The organism is Sphingomonas naphthae, assembly GCF_028607085.1.
GTDB classification, from domain to species: domain Bacteria; phylum Pseudomonadota; class Alphaproteobacteria; order Sphingomonadales; family Sphingomonadaceae; genus Sphingomonas_Q; species Sphingomonas_Q naphthae.
In genome coordinates, this window is sequence record NZ_CP117411.1 from 2,774,875 (window position 1) to 2,797,739 (window position 22,865).

At 65.2% G+C, this 22,865-nt stretch carries 24 protein-coding genes and 1 pseudogene; 11 read left to right on the top strand and 14 right to left on the bottom strand.

The genetic code is table 11. The annotated features are described in order from the left end of the window. Nucleotides 1-3: 3 nt before the first annotated feature. On the bottom strand, nt 4-204 hold the full coding sequence (locus tag PQ455_RS13335) for a hypothetical protein (RefSeq protein ID WP_273686579.1): 201 nt from the start codon (nt 202-204) through the stop codon (nt 4-6). A gap of 63 nt (nt 205-267) precedes the next feature. Between PQ455_RS13335 and PQ455_RS13340 the strand changes: the two genes are divergently transcribed. Then, nucleotides 268-1,032, top strand: coding sequence for a Crp/Fnr family transcriptional regulator (locus tag PQ455_RS13340; RefSeq protein WP_337958528.1), 765 nt, complete (start codon nt 268-270; stop codon nt 1,030-1,032). Between the two features lie 110 nt (nt 1,033-1,142). Next, a complete protein-coding gene (locus tag PQ455_RS13345) occupies nt 1,143-1,586 on the top strand; it encodes a hypothetical protein (RefSeq protein ID WP_273686580.1) in 444 nt (147 codons plus the stop codon). On the opposite strand, the gene xth is transcribed toward PQ455_RS13345, so the two are convergent. Both xth and ligD read right to left on the bottom strand, forming a co-directional pair. Further along, a complete protein-coding gene (gene xth / locus PQ455_RS13350; protein ID WP_273686581.1) occupies nt 1,587-2,429 on the bottom strand; it encodes an exodeoxyribonuclease III in 843 nt (280 codons plus the stop codon). Between the two features lie 7 nt (nt 2,430-2,436). Then, nucleotides 2,437-4,248 carry a DNA ligase D gene (gene ligD / locus PQ455_RS13355; RefSeq protein WP_273686582.1) on the bottom strand — a complete coding sequence of 604 codons (1,812 nt, stop codon included), beginning with the start codon at nt 4,246-4,248 and terminating at the stop codon, nt 2,437-2,439. Nucleotides 4,249-4,472: 224 nt separating this feature from the next. Between ligD and PQ455_RS13360 the strand changes: the two genes are divergently transcribed. Then, nucleotides 4,473-4,649, top strand: a complete 177-nt coding sequence (locus PQ455_RS13360; RefSeq protein WP_273686583.1) for a DUF3606 domain-containing protein — start codon at nt 4,473-4,475, stop codon at nt 4,647-4,649. 58 nt (nt 4,650-4,707) lie between these two features. Then, nucleotides 4,708-5,354 (top strand): annotated as a pseudogene (locus tag PQ455_RS13365) (SOS response-associated peptidase). A gap of 24 nt (nt 5,355-5,378) precedes the next feature. On the opposite strand, the gene PQ455_RS13370 reads toward PQ455_RS13365, so the two are convergent. After that, complete coding sequence (locus PQ455_RS13370) at nt 5,379-5,615, bottom strand: helix-turn-helix domain-containing protein (protein ID WP_273686586.1); 237 nt, start codon at nt 5,613-5,615, stop codon at nt 5,379-5,381. Nucleotides 5,616-5,897: 282 nt separating this feature from the next. On the opposite strand from PQ455_RS13370, the gene PQ455_RS13375 reads away from it, so the two are divergent. From PQ455_RS13375 to PQ455_RS13395, 5 genes are all read left to right on the top strand, one after another. Beyond that, a complete protein-coding gene (locus PQ455_RS13375; protein WP_273686587.1) occupies nt 5,898-6,236 on the top strand; it encodes a hypothetical protein in 339 nt (112 codons plus the stop codon). After that, complete coding sequence (locus tag PQ455_RS13380; protein WP_273686588.1) at nt 6,233-6,589, top strand: antitoxin Xre/MbcA/ParS toxin-binding domain-containing protein; 357 nt, start codon at nt 6,233-6,235, stop codon at nt 6,587-6,589. The genes PQ455_RS13375 and PQ455_RS13380 overlap by 4 nt, the downstream gene beginning before the upstream one ends. A gap of 53 nt (nt 6,590-6,642) precedes the next feature. After that, nucleotides 6,643-7,251 (top strand): hypothetical protein, encoded by a 609-nt coding sequence (locus PQ455_RS13385; protein WP_273686589.1) that lies wholly within the window; start codon nt 6,643-6,645, stop codon nt 7,249-7,251. 177 nt (nt 7,252-7,428) lie between these two features. Further along, nucleotides 7,429-9,141, top strand: coding sequence for a hypothetical protein (locus PQ455_RS13390; RefSeq protein ID WP_273686591.1), 1,713 nt, complete (start codon nt 7,429-7,431; stop codon nt 9,139-9,141). Between the two features lie 304 nt (nt 9,142-9,445). Next, complete coding sequence (locus PQ455_RS13395; protein ID WP_273686592.1) at nt 9,446-9,718, top strand: hypothetical protein; 273 nt, start codon at nt 9,446-9,448, stop codon at nt 9,716-9,718. 8 nt (nt 9,719-9,726) lie between these two features. Here PQ455_RS13395 and PQ455_RS13400 read toward each other — a convergent pair whose 3' ends face one another. The 7 genes from PQ455_RS13400 to PQ455_RS13430 form a co-directional block, all read right to left on the bottom strand. Continuing rightward, nucleotides 9,727-10,299, bottom strand: a complete 573-nt coding sequence (locus PQ455_RS13400) for a hypothetical protein (RefSeq protein ID WP_273686593.1) — start codon at nt 10,297-10,299, stop codon at nt 9,727-9,729. 4 nt (nt 10,300-10,303) lie between these two features. Beyond that, nucleotides 10,304-12,739, bottom strand: coding sequence for a tyrosine-type recombinase/integrase (locus PQ455_RS13405; RefSeq protein ID WP_273686594.1), 2,436 nt, complete (start codon nt 12,737-12,739; stop codon nt 10,304-10,306). Continuing rightward, entirely contained in the window at nt 12,736-14,121 is a 1,386-nt protein-coding gene (locus PQ455_RS13410; protein WP_273686595.1) for a hypothetical protein, read from the bottom strand. The genes PQ455_RS13405 and PQ455_RS13410 overlap by 4 nt, the downstream gene beginning before the upstream one ends. Before the next feature lie 538 nt (nt 14,122-14,659). Then, complete coding sequence (locus tag PQ455_RS13415; protein WP_273686596.1) at nt 14,660-15,376, bottom strand: 3'-5' exonuclease family protein; 717 nt, start codon at nt 15,374-15,376, stop codon at nt 14,660-14,662. A gap of 432 nt (nt 15,377-15,808) precedes the next feature. Next, a complete protein-coding gene (locus PQ455_RS13420; protein WP_273686597.1) occupies nt 15,809-16,540 on the bottom strand; it encodes a hypothetical protein in 732 nt (243 codons plus the stop codon). Between the two features lie 442 nt (nt 16,541-16,982). Further along, nucleotides 16,983-17,576 carry a hypothetical protein gene (locus tag PQ455_RS13425; protein WP_273686598.1) on the bottom strand — a complete coding sequence of 198 codons (594 nt, stop codon included), beginning with the start codon at nt 17,574-17,576 and terminating at the stop codon, nt 16,983-16,985. Between the two features lie 184 nt (nt 17,577-17,760). Then, nucleotides 17,761-18,282 carry a hypothetical protein gene (locus PQ455_RS13430; protein WP_273686599.1) on the bottom strand — a complete coding sequence of 174 codons (522 nt, stop codon included), beginning with the start codon at nt 18,280-18,282 and terminating at the stop codon, nt 17,761-17,763. 542 nt (nt 18,283-18,824) lie between these two features. Between PQ455_RS13430 and PQ455_RS13435 the strand changes: the two genes are divergently transcribed. Then, nucleotides 18,825-19,265 carry a hypothetical protein gene (locus PQ455_RS13435; RefSeq protein WP_273686600.1) on the top strand — a complete coding sequence of 147 codons (441 nt, stop codon included), beginning with the start codon at nt 18,825-18,827 and terminating at the stop codon, nt 19,263-19,265. Nucleotides 19,266-19,344: 79 nt separating this feature from the next. On the opposite strand, the gene PQ455_RS13440 is transcribed toward PQ455_RS13435, so the two are convergent. The 3 genes from PQ455_RS13440 to PQ455_RS13450 form a co-directional block, all read right to left on the bottom strand. Next, nucleotides 19,345-20,250, bottom strand: coding sequence for an iron-containing redox enzyme family protein (locus PQ455_RS13440; protein WP_273686601.1), 906 nt, complete (start codon nt 20,248-20,250; stop codon nt 19,345-19,347). Between the two features lie 137 nt (nt 20,251-20,387). Further along, nucleotides 20,388-21,107, bottom strand: a complete 720-nt coding sequence (locus PQ455_RS13445; protein WP_273686602.1) for an SDR family oxidoreductase — start codon at nt 21,105-21,107, stop codon at nt 20,388-20,390. A 12-nt stretch (nt 21,108-21,119) separates the two neighbouring features. After that, nucleotides 21,120-22,010 (bottom strand): SDR family oxidoreductase, encoded by an 891-nt coding sequence (locus PQ455_RS13450; protein ID WP_273686604.1) that lies wholly within the window; start codon nt 22,008-22,010, stop codon nt 21,120-21,122. A 103-nt stretch (nt 22,011-22,113) separates the two neighbouring features. On the opposite strand from PQ455_RS13450, the gene PQ455_RS13455 reads away from it, so the two are divergent. After that, entirely contained in the window at nt 22,114-22,818 is a 705-nt protein-coding gene (locus tag PQ455_RS13455; RefSeq protein ID WP_273686605.1) for a TetR/AcrR family transcriptional regulator, read from the top strand. The last annotated feature ends 47 nt before the right edge of the window (nt 22,819-22,865 follow it).

Here is a 22,865-nt window from a genome sequence, read left to right on the forward strand (position 1 = left end):
GCCTCAGTCGGTGTCGGCTGTTCCTTGAGCGCGCTGCGGTTCAGTGCCGAGGATCTTGTCGGCTGCCAGGTTGAGACTGCTCGCGGTACCCCGAGCGGCCTCGGCCGTCATTGTCACCGCGACGCCGTCCGGCCCATCGAGGACCACGACACCCTTCTCGGTGTGAGCACGCCCCGGTTCCTTCTGGATAAGTGGATCGGACATAAGTGCTCCTCTGTCTGAGAAGGAAGACATGACCCTTTTCTTAGTTCCCGCGGGCAATGACCGTTGGACCATAATTCGAATAGATGCGTATTAACTTTTGTGCTCACGGAACGATTCCTCTGCAACCGCCGTCGACGCGAACTCTCCAAGGAGGAGCTCGAAGTCGTTGAAGGTGCCATCGCCGAGGTCCGGACGATCCCGCCACGCAGCCAGGTCGTCACGGCAGGCAAGCCGATCCATGCGAGCACCCTCCTCGTCGAGGGGCTGATGTGCCGGTACATGGACGATCGCGCCGGCAACCGTCAGATCGTGGCGATCCACATACCGGGCGATTTCGTCGATCTCCACGGCTTTCCGCTGAAGCATCTCGACCACGACGTGGCCACGATCACGTCGTGCAAGGTGGCCTGCGTGCCGCATGAGAATCTCGAGACCATAATCGGGACCCATCCCCACCTGAGCCGCCAGCTCTGGTTCTCCACGTTGATGGATGCGGCTATGCACCGGGAATGGACCTTCCGCCTCGGCCGCCTCGACGCCAACCAGCGGATCGCCCACCTCTTCTGCGAGCTCTACTGCCGCATGAACGCCGTCGGCCTGGCGAAGGACGGCAGCTTCAGCCTTGCCATCACGCAGCAGGACGTGGGCGAGACGTGCGGGATAACGTCGGTGCACGTCAACCGCGCCTTGCGAAACCTTCGGAACGACGGGCTCGTTACCTTCCGCTCCAAGAAGGTGGTGATCCCGGATCGCGCCAAGCTCGCCAAACTCGCCGATTTCGAGCCGAACTACCTCTTCTTCGACCCGGACTTCGAGGCTCTCAGCTGACCGTTCGAGCGCGTGAATAGGCCGCAGAAATAAAGACGGAAGCCAGCTGCCCGTTTGAGATCGGCATTCGTTGAGACAGGCGAACGAGCTGACCGCGATTGGGGATACAGATGACGACTGTTTTCGATGGCATGCTCGCCCTTTGGTCATGGCCGTTGCAGATGGCCAAGTTGGGAAGCGACATGGCTGAAACGGCCGTCGGCGCCCAGCGAGTCGTCGGGGCGCGCATGCCGGTCATCGAGGCGGCCATGCGCAACCCGTTCACCGCGGATCACGCCGAACTTGGTCTCATGGTCAGCGAGAAGGTGGCGGCCTTCGGCAAGTCGGGCCGCTCCGTTTCGGCGGCTGGTGGCAAGATGGGGCGGGCTGCCAAGGCCAACGCTGCGGCGGCGGGCAAGATGGCTTCCGGGCGGATCCTGTGGCCTACGGATTGGCTCCAGCTGATGGAGACGAACCTCGCGGCAGCCACCGCATTCGCGGAGCTGCCAGCCGCAGCCCTGCATCCGATCCACAGCGGGGTGAAGGCCAACGAGCGGCGTCTGAAGCGGACCTGATCACGGGTCGGATGACGCAACAGCGGCCGGTGCCTTGGTCGACCTCTTGGTGGGCGGACGGCGCTTCGGTCTGTCGGAGAGCTTGACCCATACCGGTGCGTGGTCGCTGCTCTTCTCCCATCCGCGGACGTGACGATCGACCTGCGCATCCGCGAGCCTTCCTGCGAGGGATGGACTGAGAAGGAGATGGTCGATCCGCAGGCCCGCGTCGCGGGCATAGGCGTTTCGGAAGTAGTCCCAGAACGTGTAGATGGTTTCGTCAGGATGGATGTTGCGCAGAGCGTCCGTCCATCCTTGGCCGGTCAGCCTGAAGAAGAGATCCCTCACCTCCGGAGCGAACAGGGCGTCGTCCAGCCAGCGCTCCGGTTTGTAGACGTCGCGCTCGGTCGGCATGACATTGAAGTCTCCAGCCAGCATCACGGGTAGCCCGGACCCGAGCAGGCCGGCCGCATGTTCGATCAGCCTCTCGAACCAGCGCAGCTTGTAGTCGAACTTCGGCCCCGGCCTCGGATTCCCGTTCGGCAGATATAGCCCTCCGATCAGTATTCCGTTCACCGCGGCTTCGATGTAGCGGCTCTGGCTCGCATCCGGATCGTCTGGCAGGCCGCGCCGCGTCTCGTGAATCTCCCCGACGCGGCTCAGCATCGCGACGCCGTTCCAGCTCTTCTGCCCGTGCCAGATGGCATCATAGCCGAGGTCACGGATGGCAGCTTCCGGAAACTTCTCCTGAGGCGCCTTCAACTCCTGGAGAACAACGATGTCGGGCTCGCACTCGGTCAACCAGCGCAGCAGGACGGGCAGCCGTCCGTTCACGCCGTTTACGTTGTAGGTGGCGACCCTCATCGCTTGCCTACAGGTCCGGCAGAACTTGGTCGGCACGTCCCCATCCGACCAGGGCCTTGGATGCTGCCCTTTTCAGAAGCGTCGCGGCATCTCCGACATGGAAGTTCGCCGGCGACGAGATACTCTCCATTTCCTTCCACGTTATCGGTGCCGCGATCGGAGCCTGCGGTCGCGCGCGGACGGAATACGGCATCACAGCAGTCGCGCCACGCTGGTTTCGAAGGTAGTCTACGAAGATGCGGCCCTTCCGCTGCGCCTTGGGGAGCGCCGCCGTGAAGTTGGCGGGATCGGTCTGGGCGACGGCTTGCGCGAGGCGGTGCGCGAAATCCTTGACCTCAGGCCATTCCGCCTTCGGAACGAGAGGCACGATGACGTGGATGCCCTTGCCGCCCGTCACCATCGGAAAGGTCTCGAGCCCGATCGTCCCGAGGATGTCGCGGAAGTGGAACGCGGCCGTGCGGACTGCTTCGAAATCCAGACCCTCGTCCGGATCCAGATCGAAAACGAGGCGATCCGCCTTCTCCACGTCCTCGATGCGGGCGCCCCAGCCGTGGAACTCGATCGTGCCCATCTGCACGCAGGAGAGCAGGCCGTCCGGCGTGTCGACGAAGAGGTAAGGCTCCTCGTGGCCGTCCTTCTCGAGGATGCCGACATGCTTGACCGTCTCTCCGAACGTGCCGGCATCATGTTTCTGGAAGAAGCACTTCTTGGCTCGTTCCTGCGGGCATCGAACGAGGCTGATCGGGCGGCTGCCCGCCCAGGGCAGCATGATGTCCGCCACGGCTGCATAGTGGTCGGCGAGCTGACCTTTCGTGATGTTGGATTCCGGGTAGATCACACGATCGCGGTTGCTGATTGCGATCGTCGTGGTCGTAGGAGCTGCGGCGTGGGATGCCGCCGCTTCGACCGCCGCAGGGGTCTCGAGGACGACCGCCTCGGCCTTCTTGTCCTCGCGGAGACCGAGGTAGCTTGGGTGCCGCAACGTGCCTTCGTTGGTCATCTCGGTGAACGCGATCTCGGCGACGAGGCTCGGATCTATCCAATGCGCCCCGCGGACCTCGACGCGCGGCGCCGCCACCGTTGCATCCTTGCGGGCCATCGGCCGCATCAGTTCGAGCAGCCGGAACATCTCGTCCATGGAGAAGCCGGTCCCGACTTTTCCCGCATAACGCAGTTCGCCAGCGTCATGGACGCCGAGGATCAGTGATCGGAATCCCCTCGATTTGTCCGAGGGGGTCCAGCCAACGATAACGAACTCCTGCCGCCTGATGCACTTGGTCTTCAGCCAGCCGCCTGATCTCGAACCGACGTATTTGCCATCTGCCTTCTTCGAGATGACGCCTTCGAGGCCCGCCTCGCAGAAACTCTGCAGCAGCTTCTCGCCGCTGCCCGCGATGTGGTCCGAGAAGCGGATGCGGTCTCCGCTGGCGGGCAGGATCGACCGCAGCCGCTTCTTCCTCTCGGTTAGAGGAAGCTGCGTCAGGTCCTCGCCGTCGAGTTCGAGCAGATCGAACGCGATGTAGTCGATCGCCGCCGGCGCGCCCTTCAGCGCATTCTGCAGGGCTTGGAAACTCGACCGTCCTGCTTCGTCGAGGACGACGGCCTCGCCGTCGATCAGGGCGGAGCGCACTTCCAGACCGCTGGCGCTCTCAACAATGTCTGCGAACTTTTCGGACCAGTCGAGGCCCGAGCGGGTGTAGGCCTTGGCTTTGCCGCCACCCACGGCCACCTCGAGCCGATAGCCGTCGTACTTCATCTCATGAACCCAGCGGTCGCCAGCGGGAACGCTGTCCACCAGAGTGGCGAGCTGGACCGCCATGAATGGACGAATCGGAAGCTCACTCGGCCCGCGCGACTTCGCAGGAGATCTCTTCGAACGAGTGGGTCTGCCAGTGCCGGCCATCCCATCAAGACTCATCGGCGGCAGGACTCGTTCCGGCGCCCAAGAGACTCTTCTTGTCGCACAAGCCCGCGAGCGCTTTGTTTTGCGCAACTGTCAGGAATCGATTGCGTTGTGCGGAGATCATCGAACAGGAGGCAGACATGTCGGACGACAAGACGCTGCGGGCACCGCAGGACAGCTCGCGGATCGCTATGGGCGAGGACTACGAGGTCGAATACTGGACCCATAAGTTCGGCGTCACCCGCGAAGAACTTCAGGCTGCAGTCAGCGCCGTCGGCAACAGCGCCGCCGCGGTTGAGGCACACCTGAGGAAGTAACGGCGACGTAAGAGCGGCGCTTCATTGTGGAGCGCCGCGATCGTGTTACCACTTGCCCATGTGCAATCTGTACACCGTCAGGAAGAGCGCGGCCGAGGTCGCCGCCCACTTCGGCGTCGCCGATCCCACGCAGTCCAATGCTGGTGAAGAGGTCTATCCGGGATACCCCGGAATGGTCGTCCGCGAGGAGGCTGGCGCTCGCGTGATGCAGTCGATGGCTTGGGGCTCCCCCTTCGCCTCAAGGGAATGAAGCCGGATGCCAAGCCCAAGCCGGTCAACAACATCGCGGATTTGACCAAGAACATGTGGATCGGTCTTGCGCGAAAGCCGCAGTGGCGCTGCCTCATACCGGTGACGCAGTTCGCCGAGGCGGAAGGGGAGAAGGGCGCGAAGACGCGCACCTGGTTCAGCCTGAAGGACCGACCGATCTTCGCCTGGGCGGGCCTGTGGCGCATAAGCGACGAGTGGGGACCGGTGTATTCCGGCGTCATGACGGACTGCAACGAGGCGATCCGGCCGGTGCACGATCGGATGCCGGTTCTGCTCCTACCCGACGAATACGACACCTGGCTCAGCGGCAGCTTCGAGGATGCCGTCGCGTTTCAGAACCGCTGCTTTCCGGACGACCTCATCAGCATCGAGCGAACGCGCGACCCGTGGGTGAAGCGGAAGGTAGTCGAGACGTCCGCAGGACTGTTCGCGTAGGCAAATGCTACGGAGGCCACAGGCCTACGCTTTGGGCTCCTCGATCGGCAACCCCTTCAGCAGATCTCCGAAGTCGGCCTTCAGCGCAGTAGCGATCCTAGCGAGCGTCTCCAGCGAGACGTTCTGCGTGCCGCGCTCGATCTTCCCGTAGAACGATCGCTCCACGCCGGCCTCCCGCGCGAAATCCTCCTGGGAAGTCCCGAGGGCTTCCCGGCATGCGCGGATGCGCTGCCCCACTTCGACAAGCAGATCGCTCTTCACGCGCGCCGCTTAGCAGGCTCGGCGCCATCCCTCCACCCGCTTGAAGACAGCCGTTGACACGACTGTCCCAAAACGATACGAGTTATATATGACCACGGTATATATCACCCACAGCCGTTGGTCAGTCAGGGAGACGACCATGATCGATGCGCCGCTTCAGCACCAGCCCGGAGCCTTCGGCTCCGCACCGACCGTCGAGGAGGAGGACACCACCGAACCGCCACCATGCGGCGCCCCGCGGCCGATCCTGCGGGCACGAGGACCACCATGGGAGCTTTCGACATGACCGACACGATTGATGCACTTCACGAACTCAAGACGATGCGCTCCTCCTGGCAGGCGCTCGCGCGCCGCTGGGAGTTCACCGGCCGCGAACTGGCGCAGTTGCTGCCGGAGGGGGGATGGGACACGCCGTCTCCCCCGGCCGACACCGAGCGCCGCATGCGGCTCATGCTGTCGGTCGACTACCGCCTCCCGTTCGGCTCCGGGAGCTACGAGCTCAGTTCGTGGGCTCGCACGCCGATCGACGAGCTCGACCTGTTCACGCCGATCGAGCTGATCGCCGCGGGCCCGCCCCACATCCGCGCCCTGCGCGATTTCGTCGAATGGAAGTTCTCGTGAGCGCCCCGCCGCCTGGTGTGGCCACGCTGGACATCGAGGTCGTCCTCGATCTCTGGCGGACGGTCGCGGTCGACTGGGAGCTCGATCCCTCGGAGGCGCTGGCCCTTCTGGGCTGGCGCGACAGGGGCGGCGCGCTCTTCGACCACCGCGACGTCCGTCAGGCCGCATACCGCTTGGAGCTCATCATCGAGTTCGCTCCGGTCGCGGCCGACCTCCTCGGATCCGAGCGTGCCGTCCGGATCTGGCTCCGGAGGCCGAGCGAGGCGCTCTCGGGAGCGACGCCGATCCAGCACATGTCGGTCGCCCCGGATTGGATCCGCTTCCTGATCGACAATCAGGTTCCGCTCGCGTGAGCAGGCGGGGGTTCGATTGGCGCGCCAGGGAGATTAACCGGGTCGCAGTGGACATGAGCGCCCTGCAGGTCGCCATCGAGGCGTCGAGGGTGCTGCTCTTCCGGCGCTACCTCCAGGCGAGCATCCGGTGGGCACCCCCGATCCTCATCGATGCGGTCCTGCCGGCGGTGCTGATACGGGCCCTCTATCTGCTCCGCCCGGAGGATCCTTGGCCTATGATGCCCATGCCCGTCGGCTACACCGATCCGTTGATGGGGACTAGAAAGGGGTACAACAACATCCCCTCGCGGAGGGCCAGGCGCTTCATCGACAGGTTCGTTCGCTACGGCGTGATCATCAGGCAGCCGACCGATCCCGCCGGGGGTCTTGCGCTCCGTGTCGCCGGGGAGGATCTCGAGGTTGGGCTCACCTTCGGCCGGTCGCTCATGTCGACACGCCGCGGCGTGCTCAGGATCGAGATCCCGCGCGGCCTTCCCGAGACGCTGCAGCTTGGTGCCGTCGGCAGGCGGATCCACGAGGTCATCGGGCACGAGCTCCTAGACGGAAGAGACTATCCCGTGACGCGCGTCACGTCGACGCCGGCCCACACCGTCTTCGAGGTCAGGGTGGATAGGGTCGCCTACGAGATGCCCTGGGCCGACCTGGTCGACGGGCGGAACTGACCGCCCGGCGGGCTTCCAGCGGCTGCCGCCCCGATGGAGCCGATCGAGCCGCCAGGCGGAGTGACCCCACCCGACCACGCACACGTGATCCGCAGCCTGTCGGATCCCGCCGCATACTGACGGCCGCGCGTCAGTGGACCGCGCGGCCTCCCGCAACGACTTCAGAGGCGACAGCCGATGCCTTCCCATCGCAACAATGGCACCTTCGTGACCGAACGGCAGGCTGCCGTGCACGCGCTCTTCATGCTGCATCGATCGATGTCGATCGTCGCCCGCCTGATGCGGGTGAGCCAGATCACCGTCCGCGAGACCCTCGTCCAGTACCAGCGCAACAAGCTGCGGGACCAAGGCATCGTGCCGCCGCCGCTGCGCGAGATGTTGAGGGGCGACGTCACCACACGCTTCGGCATCCCGCGGGATGAGCTCGGCGGCCGGCCCGCGAAGCATCGGCAGATAGACCCCGCCGTCTCGTCCGAACCCCGCCCCGAGCCGGCACCCGCCCGGAGGCGGCGCTTCGTCGCCGCACCCGCGACCGGCGTAACCCGGATGGTGGTGACGTCTGCGGAGGCGGGCGCGCGGCTCCATGTCGGCTTCTGGCGCAACCTCCGGGCCTACGCGGCCGACATCGGTGCGGAGCTCGTCGTCCTACGGCTCGGTGGGTCCGAGCCCGTGAGGCCCGGTCCCCACGACAGCGAGCTCGCGGAATTCGTAGTCGGCAGTCAGGTGGACGTTGCCGGCCAGGTCGACATCGCCGCCGACGTCAGGATCCGTCTGGGCAACTCCCGTCCGCTGACCAACATGCAGTCGCGGAGCTCGTCGACCTGGACCGTCTTCCGCCATCCCGTCGTCCAGCTCGAGACGCTCGAGCGTGTGCGCGCCGACGGCCTCAGGGTGCAGCTGACCACTGGGGCCGTAACCCTTCCCCGCAGCCGCTTCGACCAAAGCGGCTGCAGCGAGGTCGGGGCCGTCGTCATCGACGTCGGCGCGGACGGCTACGCCCACTGCAGGCACATCCTCGCCCCGAGCGACGGGGATGGCAGCTTCCAGGATCTCACGACGAGGGTCGAGGGCGGGAGGATCGCGCGCGGCTGTCCGGTCGAGGCGCTGGTGTTCGGCGACGTCCATCACGCGCACATCGACCCCGCCGTCGCCGCCGCGACGTGGGGGATCGGACCCGATGTGCATCCGCACACCTCCCTCGTGGACCGTCTCCGGCCGGGAACGCAGATCCTCCACGACGTGAACGACTTCTCCGCCCGGAGCCACTTCGACGCGCGCGACCACCTCAAGCGCTTCGCCCAGTTCACGGCCGGCGGCGGCGACGTCCGCCGGGAGCTTGAGGGAACGGTCGCCTTCCTCGAGGCCGTGAGGCGGCCCTGGTGCCGGAGCCTCGTCGTGGGCTCCAACCACGACGCCATGCTGCTGCGCTGGCTCCGCGAGGCCGACTTCCGGGAGGATCCGGTCAACGCCGTGTTCTTCCTCCAGACGTCGCTGGCCCTCCACCGGCGTGTCGCCGACGGTCTGGCGATTGACACGTTCTTCGAGCAGACCATGCGCTCGCTGTCGTGCGACGCACTGTCCGGGATCACGTTCCTCCGCGACGGGGACAGTCACAAGATCGCGGGTGTCGAGGTCGGCATCCACGGGCACAGGGGTGCGGACGGCCGCATTGGTGGCATCCAGGCGTTCGAGAGGCTCGGCATCCCCGCCACCATCGGACACACGCACCGGCCTACGACCCGCGGTGGCATCTACTCGGCCGGCGTCTGCCAGACGGAGCTCGCCTACGCTTCCGGAGGGCTGACCGCCTGGGCGGTGGGCCATGTCGTCGAGTACTTCAGCGGGGCCCGGCAGCACCTCCTCTTCCACGGAGGGCGCTTCCATGCGTAACGGAGGGGAGCGGCGGCACGACTGCGGAGCCGCCGGAACCGATGAGGCCGGCTGTCATCCCCGCGGGGTGAGCGGAGACAGCATGCGCCGCAGGAATTTAACACGTCCCCGCTCCGGCGCAGCCAGTCCCAAATCCGAACCCGCCGCCCCCGCCCACCGTTGGGAGGTCTGGTGGCGCGTCGCTGTTGTTACCCCCGGCAGGGCATCGCCGTTCATGATCCGGCGAATGTCCGCGCGGGCGTCTGCCGACCTACCGGCTCGGATCGGGAGGGAGGCCCGCGACGCGTATGCCGGGGAGCTGAGGATGTTCTCGCCCGCATCGCGTGAGGTCTGGACCGACCTGGTCCGCATCGCGCGCTGGGATGGCGTCGATCTGCCCGAGGAGACCAAACGCGGCTTGTGGCGCGAGGAGGTGCGGTTCCGGGACGCGAGCGGTGCGTTCCTGCGGAGCCTCGACGAGGCAGTCGGCATCGGGCTGCGCTCCGGGGTGCTCCTATCGCACGACGGCGCGGCGCTGATCGCCCTGGCGGAACTGGGAGCGGCCAACTCGAGGCTCCCCTGCCGCCTTCGCCAATAGCGTTCGCGTCAAACCGGGGGCGGCCCGCCGTCCCCGGGGTGCGGCTGCATCGGCGGCCGCAGCCCCTTCATCAGGCGGGAGTTGATCTCCTTTGCGTTGGCGACGATCTGCTTAAGCTGGGCGATGGCCTCGTCCCGCTCCCTCAGTTCGCTCTCCAGTCGGCGCACCCTGCGCCGTTCGAGCTCCAGCGGCTCGGACGCCGGATCCGCGCAGCTGGCGCACGTGCAGGCTGCCTCGCCGGGGTCGACGGATTTCGCGCGGCTGCCCGCGGCCTTCCTCTCGTCGATCGACTCGGGATCCTGCCAGTGCGGGTTCGACCCGTTCAGCCGAACCCAGCGTCGACGCGCCTCCAGCAGCGCGCCGGGATGGTGCGCGACGTTCCCGCGCGAGAGCGTCGGATCGTACTCGCTCACCTTCGCCGGGCTCGGCCAGACGCCGGCGTCGACCAGCCGGTCGGCCGCTTCGGCGATGCGCTCGCGCGTGAGGCGTACGGCGTCGGAGATGGTGCCGGGCTCCGCGGGCTTCCTGCCGGGCCGCAGCTTTACCGCGACCTTCCTGTCGCCGATCTCTTCCTTATTCATGACTTCAATTCTTCCCTTCGGATCGGACCCCCGCCCGCCCCGCCTGCAAACTCGCCGCACCGATCCGGCGCCCGCGCCGCTGGATAGCCGCCTCCATCCGAGCCCGCCTTGCATCGGGGCTCATGTACCAAGCCGTGGACTTCAGAGACTTGTGGCCCAGGATCGCCTGGACCACACGCTCGGGCACGCCCATCTGGCGCAGTTGGTTCGCGGCCGCATGTCGAAGCACGTGGGGGGTGACTCGGCCTCGGTTGGCCATCAGCCAGGACACGAGTTCCGCGACCTCGGCCGGAGGCAGGGCTCTACCCCGCCACTGGAATACGAGCGGACGCCGCCGCGGCGGGACCACGTTTCCCGAGGCATCGGCCTCGCCCGGACGCCCCGGCGGCTCGTCGACCGCGGGAAGCCATCCGTCCGCATGCCCATTGGCTCGGGCGATCTCTTCGGCCGCAGCCATGATGCTCTCGAACAGCGGATCGGAGACGCCGAGCGGCCTCGGCATCTGCTTCGGCTTTCCGGGATGAGCCTTGGTGGCCGCGAGGAAGCCCATGACCGGCGGGACGATCGCCTCGTCCAGTTTCCAACGGGCGATGTCCTGCTCGGGCTGGATAGCCTCGGAGAGCCTGGCCAGCGTCTCGGTGAGAATGTCGAAGCCCAGCGTCCCGAACAGCGTTGCGAAATAGACCTCGTGGATGGGCACCATGACGCGGTTGCGCGCATTCATCCACCTGATGAGGACGGACTTGTCGTTCTCGAACGTGAGGAGCCCACCCGGGGTCTTGATGTGCGGGACGATGTTCCAGTTCTGCATCAGCCTGTGCCGCCGGCGCTGGCACCTAGCCATAAGGTGACTCGGTGCGATGTCGACGCCAAGCCTGGCCAAGGTGACAAAGCGCGGCTCTTGGCAGAGGCCGCCCGGCCTGTCGGGACGGCAGCCGCGGTACTCGAAGACGACGTCGCCGTACTTCCCCTCGTTCGCCTGGACGTCCTTGATCTTCATGTCCAGCGCCGCGTCGACCAGCGCGCGCTTCGCAATCGACTGAGCATCCTTGCGGCCTTTCGGCCGCATGCCCCGCTGGCGCCTGAGCGCACCATGTTCAAGCGAGAGCCAGGCGTCCCTTTCCCGCCATGCCCAGAAGACGAGCGTCTGACTCGCGCCGCGCACGATGTCGCCCTTCGGGTCGAGGACGGGGACGGTGACGAGGAACTCTCGAAAAGCCGGCGTCCGCCGCGCCTCGGCTTCACCCATTGCGTCCCGTCTGACGGCCTGTAGGACGACCTCGTCGGCCGCAACCAGCGCATCCTCTCTGATCGCGGTGATCTGCTCCATGGCGGATCGGTTGGCCGCGATGTGCCGGTCGAGGTTAACTGCCGCGCGGTTGCTGAGGCGCTTGCGCCTTACGCCCCCTTCCAGCACCACGACGTTCTTCGCCTCGGCGAGCGCCTTGTAGACCCTGGTTGGCGAGGACGGATCGGGGGGGAGGTGGGCGGCCAGTCCGCGGGATCCGTCGCCGTCGACGCGGGCGACGTAGCTCCGCAGGTAGCGCGTCGCCGTCCGATAGCGTTGGCAGGTCTCATAGAGAGAGGCGCACCCGCGCCCGCCCTTCGCCGCCTCCTCCAGCATCGATACCAGCAGTCTCTCGATGTCCTCACCGGTGATGGCGGACAGATCCTGCACGCCCAGTTGGGCATCGACGTTGGCGAAGCCGCGCACGTAGGTGCGCAGCAGCTTTTCGTCGCGATCGGAGGCGGTGGCTACGAAGGCGAACATTGTAGCCGCGGCCGCGAAGGGACCCAGCGCCATGGCCCGGCCTATCAGCCCGGTCGAGGGCTCGGCCGGGTCCGCGGCCTGCGGGTCGAGCGACGTGTCCGGCAGACCGTCCACCGCAGGGAACCTCGCGACGACGGCCCACGACTCCACGCGGGCGGTGGAATGGCTTCCGCTCGGCGCCCAATCGCTGGTAGCGAGTTGGGCTCGCAGCCGGTCGCGGTCTTCCGCCTTCCGGTCCTTGTCCACGAAGAATGCGGTGCACTCGAGACGTGACGAAGTGCCGATCCTCGCAAAGGTCTCGCAGCAGAAGCGGTCCAGCCCGGACGGCTGCGGATGATCGGCCGGGATTGCGCAGGCGGCCCGCAGATCCTTGTGGATGACGGCGGTCTGGTGGTTCCAGCACCGCACGCGGGCCAGCCAGGACTCATATATGTAGGCGCGGTCGGCGCCAGGCTGAAGGTGGAAGCGGTATTCGCGCTTGAGGCCGCTGTCGATAACCGTCACCTTGATCGCGCCGAGGTAGGCGATCTTGAAGATGGTGTTCAGGGCGCACCCCAACTGGGTCTTGGCCTGCTGGGGAGCGAGCGGCACCGCCCCATCACCGCGTGGGAACGGCGCGACGTCGCGCTTCGATCGACCATTCCTGGGCGCATTGGTCACTCCGGTCATCGGACCGCCTCCTCGGGACGTTGTGCTAGTCGGTCCAGGCGACGCTGGACGGATGCCGACAGCCGTTGGCTGCGAAGGGGGGACTCGCCCATGCTGCGTTCGGCCGCCTGCTGCTGCTCACGCCGCTCGGCCATCCGGATCGTGGTCCGCCTGGCCTCCAGCTCGTACTCCCAGTCGGCGTAGACCTTCGTCTGGTCGGTCGACTGGTAAAAACGGTCGCAGATCTCGTCGAGGCCTTCCTGCCGCGCCTCCCTGTCGATGCTGCCGTCACTACTAGTAGTCCGGGCGAAAAGGGCCTTCACGGCGGCTGCGATGGCGGCCTTCCGGAAGACTATTGACGTCGGAAACCAAGGCCCGTGATTGGTCTGGACGACCACGCCGCCTGCTAGCGCGGCCTTCCGCAACCAGTAGCGGTAGGCGTCGTAGGAGATCGTGTCGCCGTCGTCCTCCCGGACGAAGAGATTGTAGCCCTTCAGTTCGTCCGCAGCTGCGATCGATGCCTGTCCGCCCAGCGCCAGTCGGGGAGCGAGCTCCACGATACGGTCCCACAGGCTGCGCGCGTGGTCGTGCGGATGCGGGGCCGCCTCGAACCGGCGCCGGACGGCAGCCTGCACGCCCGAAGGCATGCTCGCCGACTTGCTGAGGTCGTCGCCGCCCTGCTTGTTGCGGCAGCGGAAGTGGTCCTCCAGGCCCGCGAGCGCGTAGCCGTGGGCCGTCGCGAAGGCAAAGTCGGAGAACCGCAGGCCGTTGACGCGCTGCACCTCCTTGATCTGAACGACGGCCGCCGGAGCTCCGATCCCGTCGACCGCGTGGCTCAGCGCATCGGCGGCTTCGTAGGGGCTGTAGAGCATGCGCGGTTTCGGCGGTGTAACGTTCGCGAAGAACCGGTGGCCGGCATGCTCCATCCCGTAGATGGGGTGGTAGTTGCGGGCCTTCGCCCACCGCTCCCGCTGCGGAATGCTCATTGTGCGCCAGCCCGTCACGTCCATCGGATTGTCCGGATGGTGGAGGCGGGCACCGCAGAGCTCGCGGTAGAACTGTCTGATTGTGACCAAGAGGACGCGAAGGTAGGTCGCGCTCGGGTGGGTCACCTTCGTGGTCCCGTCGAATGCGACTTTCTCGAGCTTGCAGCCGAGCGACGCCAGCAGCAACCGCATACGCTTTTCGGTGTCGCCCTCCGGTTCGTGGAGGAAGGCGTCCCACCGCTCACCCTTCGTCATTACGAACGAGGTGAATTCGCGGATGCGGCGTAGCGCCTTCATCTGGTCCTTACGATCGAACCGCTTGAAGACGACGTCGACGATGACCTTGGTGAGCTGTTGGCAGTAGCCGTCGGGGGTGATCGCATCACCCTGGTCGGAGATGTAGAGCCGACCGAACACAACACGGTCCGCGGATCGGAGGGCGCCACCCGCGCCTGTGCTCGCCTTAGTACTCATGGCGTGCTTGTATGTTCGTCGATCGGAATTCCCAAACGGGCCAAGGGTATTACGAAAAAAATCCCATATTATATGGTTCAACCACCTAACAGTTGCACCGGGGGAGGCGAAGTAACTCCGTCACAACTATATCGTGATCACCCCACCGTTTATCCTCCATCCTGAAAACTCCCATTGCACAGCACGTAACTTCCGTCAAACACTCCATTCCCATCCTGAAACTGAAGTACACGAACGCCGGACCGGGTATCGGAGAAGCCGCGACCAGTCGGCGGTCGCCACTTGAGCCCGGAATTTTGAAGTCATGAGCACACGATTAGATATCGCTTATCGCCGCGCGACGAACGGAGACCCAGAACCGCCAAAGCATATCGTCCGCAATCAACCAGCATATTCACGAGGCAAGCCGTCAGGTTTTCTACCGCGAACCCGCGAGACTGCCCCCTCCGAGCTCGCCACAGGTGATCGCAGACCTCGGGCTTCACCCGCCCAAGTCCTGGTTGAGGCCAAGAAGGAAGGGCGCCCGAAATTGCTCCAAGTGCGGGGCCCGGACGGCGGGTTCGCCGAGGAATTTCGACAGCGCCCGCCAACCTGCAGATAGCGAAGCCGCCGACGCCCGCGCGGCCGCCGTCTCGAAAAGGAAGAGTAGGAAGGTGCCGACGACGTCGGCTTGGCTCTTCCTGACCGAGGCCGCGCGGGGTTCCGATGCCGACGGCACGAGAAGATGGTTCATCGGGATGCCCAGAGCCGCGCAGCTGTCACGCAGCGATGGCCAGGGCTTCAGGGGGCCCCGGGACGACATACGCATGAGATCGAAGTGCCTGATGTCGCCGAGCGCGGCGATACCGGCGAGATCGAACGCCCAGTTTGCATTCCGCCGGCGGCGGAGGCACGTGAAGTCGTGGGAGACGCCGTTGTAGGTCAGAAGGGTGCCGCCTTCGATATGAAGCCATTCGAGTCGGCGGTTGATCAGCTTTAGCATCCGCATCTCGTCGTCGGTTGCGGCCGAGACGAGCTCGAAGCTGCCCCAGCCATCGGCGTCTTCGCATCCCACTAGCATCGAGACCGCGACCAGCCGGTGGAGGGCAGCCCGATCGATCTCCCGGCCGCGCCCGGCGATTGCGACGACCGCCGGATCCGGAGCGGTCTCGATGTCGAGCACGATCACAGGGCCGAGAGGTTCCACCATTTCATTCATCGATTTTATCCTCTTGGGGCGTGCTTCAACTTCGCGCGCGCTCGTTCCACGCGCGGCTCAAGCTGCGGAAACATCCATTCGCAAAGCGACGGCGGCCGATGTCGCAGGCGGTGGCACAGGCTCCCGCTGCGCGGTCGAACGCGACGGATCCGGTCCGCGCGGGCCCCGCGGGGGCGGGGCCCATGATCTGGAAGTAGAGCGGAAAAGCACCCCTGAACCGCCTTCCGGCGTTCAGAAGGAGACCCGAGCATGCTGTCGCGGCCTTCTACGGGCGCGCTTGACCGTCCGGCGGACAAACCCGTCGTCGGCGTCGGCGCTGCCGTGATCCGACGCGCTGACCCGACGGGCGACCGCCGGACCGGCTCCGCTTGCGGGCGGAGCCGGGCAGGGACGCACGGGACCTCTCTTCCCGTGCGTCCCTGCCGACGGCTGTCAGGATCGGACCAGCCGAAGTGCCGGCCACTTCCGCTTGGCAGGCGAGGTAACGGGCTTCGCGAAAGGTTCGGACGAGCCGAAGGCCGGTGGCGCCTGATAGTCGTCGAGCCACGGGATGTGGCTCAGTGACCTCTGCCGCTTGATGTCGAGGAGCTTCGCCACCTCGTTCGGCATGAGGCCGAGCGTCTCGATCCGGCGCGCTGGACTGATCTTCGTCGTCTTCGTGTAGCCCCACGGGCGCAGCACCGTCTCGAATCTGCCTTCCATCCTCCCGCCGCCGCTCAGCAGACACCTGGGCGCCTGTTGCAACGCGAGCGCGGCGATGGGACGCCTGAGCCCACCGACGATGGCCAGAGACGATCGCAGCGCACCGGTGAATTCGAGGTTTGGGTCGTCGTTGGCGTCCGAATAGTGCCCGCCCTGGAAGTTCAGATAGAGGTTGGCGAGGCCGTGCTGCTCGGTCATAAATCCGGTGGCTCCGTCGAAACCAGCACGGAGGCGCATGATGTCCTTTCGCCGGAAGTCGATCGGCAGCCTGCCGCGCTTCTCGATCTCGGTCCGGAGCAGAGATGCGAACTCCTCGGTTGTGAAGCCGGCGAGCCGGTAGGCTTCGGCCGTGACGCCGCCGACGACCCTGAGCCAGTCGCAGTCGCCGAACCGCTCGCGCAGTTCAAGCACCCGTTCCCTGATCGCGAAAGGTTCGGGGGCAATGTCCGTTGTTTTCGTCATGATGTTCCTCGTGGAGTTGCCCTCCCACTCGCACGCGCGCGCAGCGCTTCGAAGACTGCCGTCCCGAATTTCAGGTTCAGGAATGAGGGAGGTAGGATGAGGGGAAAAGCGCCACTATGGCGGCGCGTTAACTCCTTCTTAAGGGCTTGAGCCGATAGGCTCCGCCCGGGGTCTTACTTCTTCCTTTTTCCCCTCTCCTAGATGTTACACTCTAGTAACAACTGTTGAGACGCGCGCACGGGCGCCCGCAGGGGAGGTGAAAATGGTCCGGCGATACGCCGCTGACAGCGTCACCTAAGGCCCCCGGAGGCCGTACCCGGCGGTCTGGGTTCGACGCGCTCGCAGCCTTCGGTACGTGGCGGAGGTGGATGGAGGTCTATTGCCTCCACCCATCTCCGCGGCGTTACTCCGTCGCTCGCACCTATGTGACTAATCGCGGTACTTACTCGGATAGCGGCGTAACCTCGACGAAGATCTTCCGGCCCACGTTGCTGAAGCGAGTTACCGCGCAGCCCTCAGAGGCGTTGCGAAGCTCACCGGAATTCAGCAGCCGGACTCGGCGAGCGGCGGCCCTCCGGAGGCCGGGCTCGAGGTTGCCTGCCGGCAGACCCGGCAGGTGCTTAAGCCGCGAGCCGGGCTGGAAGGCGAAGTGCCCGTGATCTCCAGTGGGGTCAGGCACGAGTATCGCCCGCCCCCCGTCGGCCGGTGACCAGAGGCGACAATCGCCGTACACCAATGTCTCGTGCTTCTCCTTCCGGAAAAGGCCGAGCCCGATCGGCGGTCCAACGGCGTCGTCAACGTCGAACGCCACGTACACTTGGTCGATGCCGGTCCGCGAAGTGACGGCACCGCACAAGTGGTGCGCGCCCCCCATCAGCCTGAAACCCGCCGTCAGGCGCGGCTCGTCCTCGCGTGTCTCGATGACGCGACGTCCGGTGAGGACGAAGGAAACCGCGGCAAGGTGACGCATCATGTTAGCCACTGCGGCGGGGTCCGATATCGTGAGCTCCTCCAACTGACGGCGGGCGTCGCGCATCGTTTCGGTCTCTTCAATCACAAATTAAACTCCCTGCTGCTGGCGGAGCCCGGGTCCGGGGCGGCGCCCCGTTTTTCCCCTGTTTCCTGCTCCGCAACTCGATCGGCACCGAAGTGCCCTTGGGGCGTGACCTCGCCCCTTCCGCCGGGGCCGGTCTCCGTGGTCGAAGCCGGCCCCCGGTTCGTCAGGCCGCCTTCGGCAGAGGCACGAAGCGCGCCAGCTCGGCGTCGGAGACGCTCTCGATCTCCCGGCGCACGCGCGAACGGGCGCGCATGGCGCCGTCCCCGATCGCGGTGACGGGGCGCTGGTCGATGGAGATCAGCGCCAAGCCGTCGAACGCGAAGCATATCTTCAGGCCTTGGGGCATGATGAGCATCGAACCGCCGTCCGCAGGCGACCAGAGCGTGCACTGGGAGTAGCGGTGGATGGCGCCATCGCGCTCGAGGCCGAGGACTACGTTCTGTATGCCGCGCTCGGGCCGCTTCTCGTCGATCACGAAGTGGACGATGTCGTAGCCGGACTTCGCGGCAGCTGTGGCCAGCGCCGTGAACGTGCGCAGGTCGAGATCGCGGCCGTTGGAGAAGAGGACCGATGGCTTATCGCCGACGAACTCGGGCTCCGGCACCCCAGTGAGCAGTCGCTTGGCGGCGACTGCGTAGCGGTTCATCTCGGCGTTGCCGTTAAGGTGGAGGGTGTTCGACTTCATGGTGGTCCTTCATTAAGATGGTCCCCTCCCGCGCGCGCGCGTGCGCGCGGCAGTCTGCGGACCGCCGTCCCGATCGGATGATCTGGATTCAAGGGGGGATGATGAGTGGAAAAGCGCCGCTGGCTGCGGCGCGACTTAATCAAATCTTAGTGTTTGAGCCTGTAGGCTCCCGCCTGGGGCATATGAAGGTAATGAGTTCTTTTTCCTCTCTAACTAATGTTACACTTTAGTAACTTCTGTTGAATTGCGCGTGGGCGCGCGCAGGGGAGGTGAGATCGCCGGAAAGTCGTCGGAACGACTGCTGCGGCTCGGATCCCCTTCCTTTCCCGATCGCGCCGGAAGGCGCTTTTCCGCACCTTCCGACCGATCACGGTCGCTGCTTTTGATTGGTTCCGGCACGCCTGCCGGAGTCGTCCCGGGAATGGGACGCGGACCGCCGCGCGGCTCGGACCGGATCGCGCCGTTAACCGTGCCCGGTAAGGCAGCGGCATGACCTGCCCGCTAGCTTGAGCGCTCCTTGGGGTCTGGCGCGGAGAATATCGGTGGAGATGATCGAGAAGGCTCGCGCGGTCCGCGAGGCCGTCCTCGCGATCGAGGACGGTGTGGAATGGACGAAGGGGGTGATCGACGGCGTCGAGCACTCCTGCTGGCGTATCCCCGGCGACGGCTGGCACGCGACGATCACCAACCTGTGGGACTTCCATGTCGCGACCTGTCAGGCGACCGGCCGGCCGCCGAACGAGCGCGACAACGTGATCCATCACGAGTTGCTCGAGGTCTATTGCGGTGATGACGAGCTTGTCATGAGTATGATCAATGAGATCGGCGGCGATTATGAGCAGTTATATGATTTTTGTAATGATGGTTGGGAGCAATTGATTCTGAGTAAATCAGAGGGTAACGATCGAGACGACTATAAGGCATCCGGATCGCCCCAGTTCAATAACTTCGAAGCGCAGGCCAATATTGTTTATACTTCGTGAGAACTGATCATAAGTACGGCTCGTTGCTCCAGATTAAGCGGGCCTTTTTCAGGCTCGTTTCGATGGGTATATTGCTAGACTAAGTCGTTTCCCACAGCGCGGAACGGTACCGGCTGAAACACTTGCTTCCGCAAACGAGCCGCATTAGCGCCCCCTCAGCCATAGCTGTCGCGCGGCGGCCGTCCTCCTCAACGAGCGGACGAATGGCCTCCCGGTTCCAATCCTGACTGTGTTTGACGTCAAGCACGGCGTGTAGGTCGAAATAGCGCCTCTCTCTATCAGTCAAGCCTATTCGTCGAAGCCCCCGAGCGACGCATGCAGATCGGCCGGGCGCGGTGAGTTCGATCACGCCAAGGGCACCGACCGAATGCCAGGCGAACTGACGGTTCGTCGCCATGGCCGTCATCGCGTTCGCCAGCGCGAGACTCTCCCAGACGGTGTTCTCGATCACCGGGTTCACGGCGAGCGTCTCGACGAGCGCGTCGAGCATCGGCCCGTGCATGCCCTTGGCATTGCCGCGCCCCATCTCGTCCCAATAGTTGCGCGCCAGCTCCAGCTTCGCCCTGACGGGCAGCTTCACCTGGGTCAGCGCGACGAGGTCGTCGAAGCCCGCTTCGCCGGCTGCCTCCTGTTCGAAGAACCAGCGCAGCTGGTCCCGGTCGGCATCGCTCGCTAGCCACTCGAACAGAGGGTCATGCTGGCCGGGACCTGTCCTCTCGAGCTGTTCGAACCAGGCTATGAACCCGTCGGCGTCCGTCGGAGCGGCGGCGGCGAGATCCGTGATCTCCATGCGGAGTTCTTGGAGGAACGCGAGCTCGAGTCGATGCATCTTGAGATCGCGGTCAAACAGTTTCGAATCTTCCGCTTCTGGGAAGGAGGGCTCGAGACGCTCCCTATTCCAGTGCGCCAGCCCTCGCTGGAAGCTGTCGGTCAGAAACTGCGAGCCTCGTCGCTCGGTCATCTGGCGGTTGATGGATCTGATCATGAGCGGCCCTACGCATAAGAAACTATGGGCAACACAAACCCCGTGTCCCGACCCATCGTTGCCACGACCCGTAAGAACTGATCTACATCAGGACGAATCTCGGTCAATTCAGGCGCTCGCACTCTGTTGGGCAGCGGTCACCAAGGCAGCTCGCGGCGGTCGTTTAGGAACTGTCCGGTGAGCTTCGGATCGTCCGATGTCGCGAGCTGGACGATAATCTCGGCTGCTTGCTCAACGGTTCGGTAGCCGGAATGGCCGTTGAAGTCGGTCGCTGTGTAGCCCGGGTCGGCGCTGTTCACCCGGATCCCGTGCTCGGCCAATGCCTTCGCATACGAGACGGTGACCGCGTTCAGCGCGGTCTTCGAGCTGTTGTAGCCCAGCAGATTGACCCCGTAGAACTCGCCGTTCGGATCGCTCAACGAACCAAGCGAACCAAGTTCGCTGCTGACGTTGACGATGCTTGCGGACCCGGCCGCCTTGAGTAGCGGCAGGAACGTCTGGATCAGCCGGATCGCGCCGAAGACGTTGACCTCGTACACCTGCCGGATGTCCTCGATGGTCTGCGCGGTCGGATCGGCATACGCTCCGGGAATGCCGGCGTTGGCGATGAGGACGTCGAGCTTGCCGTCCTCCGTTGCCACGCGGTCGGCGGCAGCCTTGACGCTGGCATCATCGTCCACGGCGATCAGTATGACGCGAACGTCTCCGCCGGCGGCACGCAACGTCTCCGCAGCGGCCTCGCCACAACCCAAGTCACGGGCACCGAGCCAGACACGATAGCCGATCTCCGAGAGACGGCGTGCGGTTTCGTAGCCGATGCTCTTGTTGGCACCGGTGATCAGGACGTGCTTGGTCATGCGTAGTCTCCGTCAGCGATGTGAATTGGGACGGGCGTCCGTGGAAGGCGAGAGCGCCTCCTTCAGGATGTCATAGAGACTGCGCGGTCGGCGACGCAGAATGCGCTCGAGAATGGGATCGACCCGGGCGAAGTCGCCGTTGCGGGCGGCGCGGAACATGCCCAGCAGCATGTTCGCATACATCCGAGGCATCCCGCTTAAGACCCGGTCGTCGCACCATTCGTCATCCGTAACGGTGATGTGGCGAACCTCGCGGCCGGTGATCTCGGACGCGATGGCGGCGACCTCAGCCATCGTGAGCGCGTCTGAGCCTGTCATAGGGTCGGTGACGCCTTGGCGGCTGCCCTCGTTCAGAAGCGTGTACGCGTCGGCTTCAGCCAGGTCCGCCCGTGCTGTCCAGCTCACCGGGCCGTCCGCAGGAACACGCAGCTCGCCGGATTTCAATCCCTCACCGACCATCTGCAGACAGCTCTCCGCGTAGAATCCGTGACGGAGCGATGTGAAGGGAAGCCCGCTCGCCGCGAGATCGTCCTCCGTCCGCGCGTGCTGATCTGCCGGCGCGAAGGCCGACCCGTGCCTGGCTCCCATGTGGCTCGTGTAGAGCAGCCGGCCGACACCGAGCGCCCTTGCAGCCTCGATCGCGTTTCGGTGGAGGCGCACGGCTTCGTCTCCGAGCTTGTCCGCTGAGACGAGCAAGACCTGCTCCGCGTCCACGAAGGCCGCGTTGAGACTGTGCGGCTCGTCGAAGTCGGCGCGTCGGATCGTCAGCCCAAGATCAGCCAGGTCGCAGATCTTGCCTGTGTCACGCGAGCTCGCGACGATTCCGCTCAAAGGGGCCTTCTTCACGAGGGCCGAGATCACACCCCTACCCAGCTGGCCGGAAGCTCCCGTTACGACGATCATGCTGCGCTCCTCATACCAGTGATATCCGAGTCTTGATAACACTGCTAACAGCGAAATGAGATCGGCGCTACCAAGTTTGTGATAACGCTGCTATGTCCAAGGCGTGAGTTCGGATAGCAGCCTTGCCATTCCCGCCGATGCGCGCCGGCGCATCCTCGAGGCGGCGGTCGATCTGGTGGCTCAGGGGGGCGGCGAAGCTGCGACTACGAGGGCCGTTGCCGCCGGCGCAGGCGTGCAGGCACCTACGATCTACCGGTTGTTTGGCGACAAGGACGGGCTTCTGGCCGCGGTTGCCGACAAGGTGATGGCTGACTTCGTGGCTGCGAAGGCGGCTCGGCCCGCCGCCAAGGATCCGATCGCCGACCTCCGGGATGGGTGGGACGACTACATTGCATTCGGCCTGGCCAATCCGGCGGTGTTCACGATCATGACCGTCTTGCCGGCGGGGAGGACCTCCGCCACCACGGCAGCGGGTTTGACGGTTCTGCGGGAACGCGTGAACCGTGTTGCCCGGAGCGGACGCCTCAGGGTCGACGAGCGGAATGCGGTAGACCTCATCCACGCAGCTGGCACCGGCACGATCCTGACCCTTCTCGCGAAGCCTCCGGCAGACCGGAGCGTTCTATCGACGGCTGCCAGGGATGCGGTGCTTGCAGCGATCCTGGACACGACGTCGCGCGAGGTTCCGACGGTGACCACGATGGCTACCGGCCTGCGCGCCAACCTCGCCGACATTCCCACTTTCTCTCCTGGCGAACGCCTCCTCCTCGATGAGCTTTTGGCTCGTGTCGCCAAGAGCGGCGATTGAGGCGTCTAGTTCGCCGTCTGAACCTGGTCAGTCACTGCCCGTTGTCG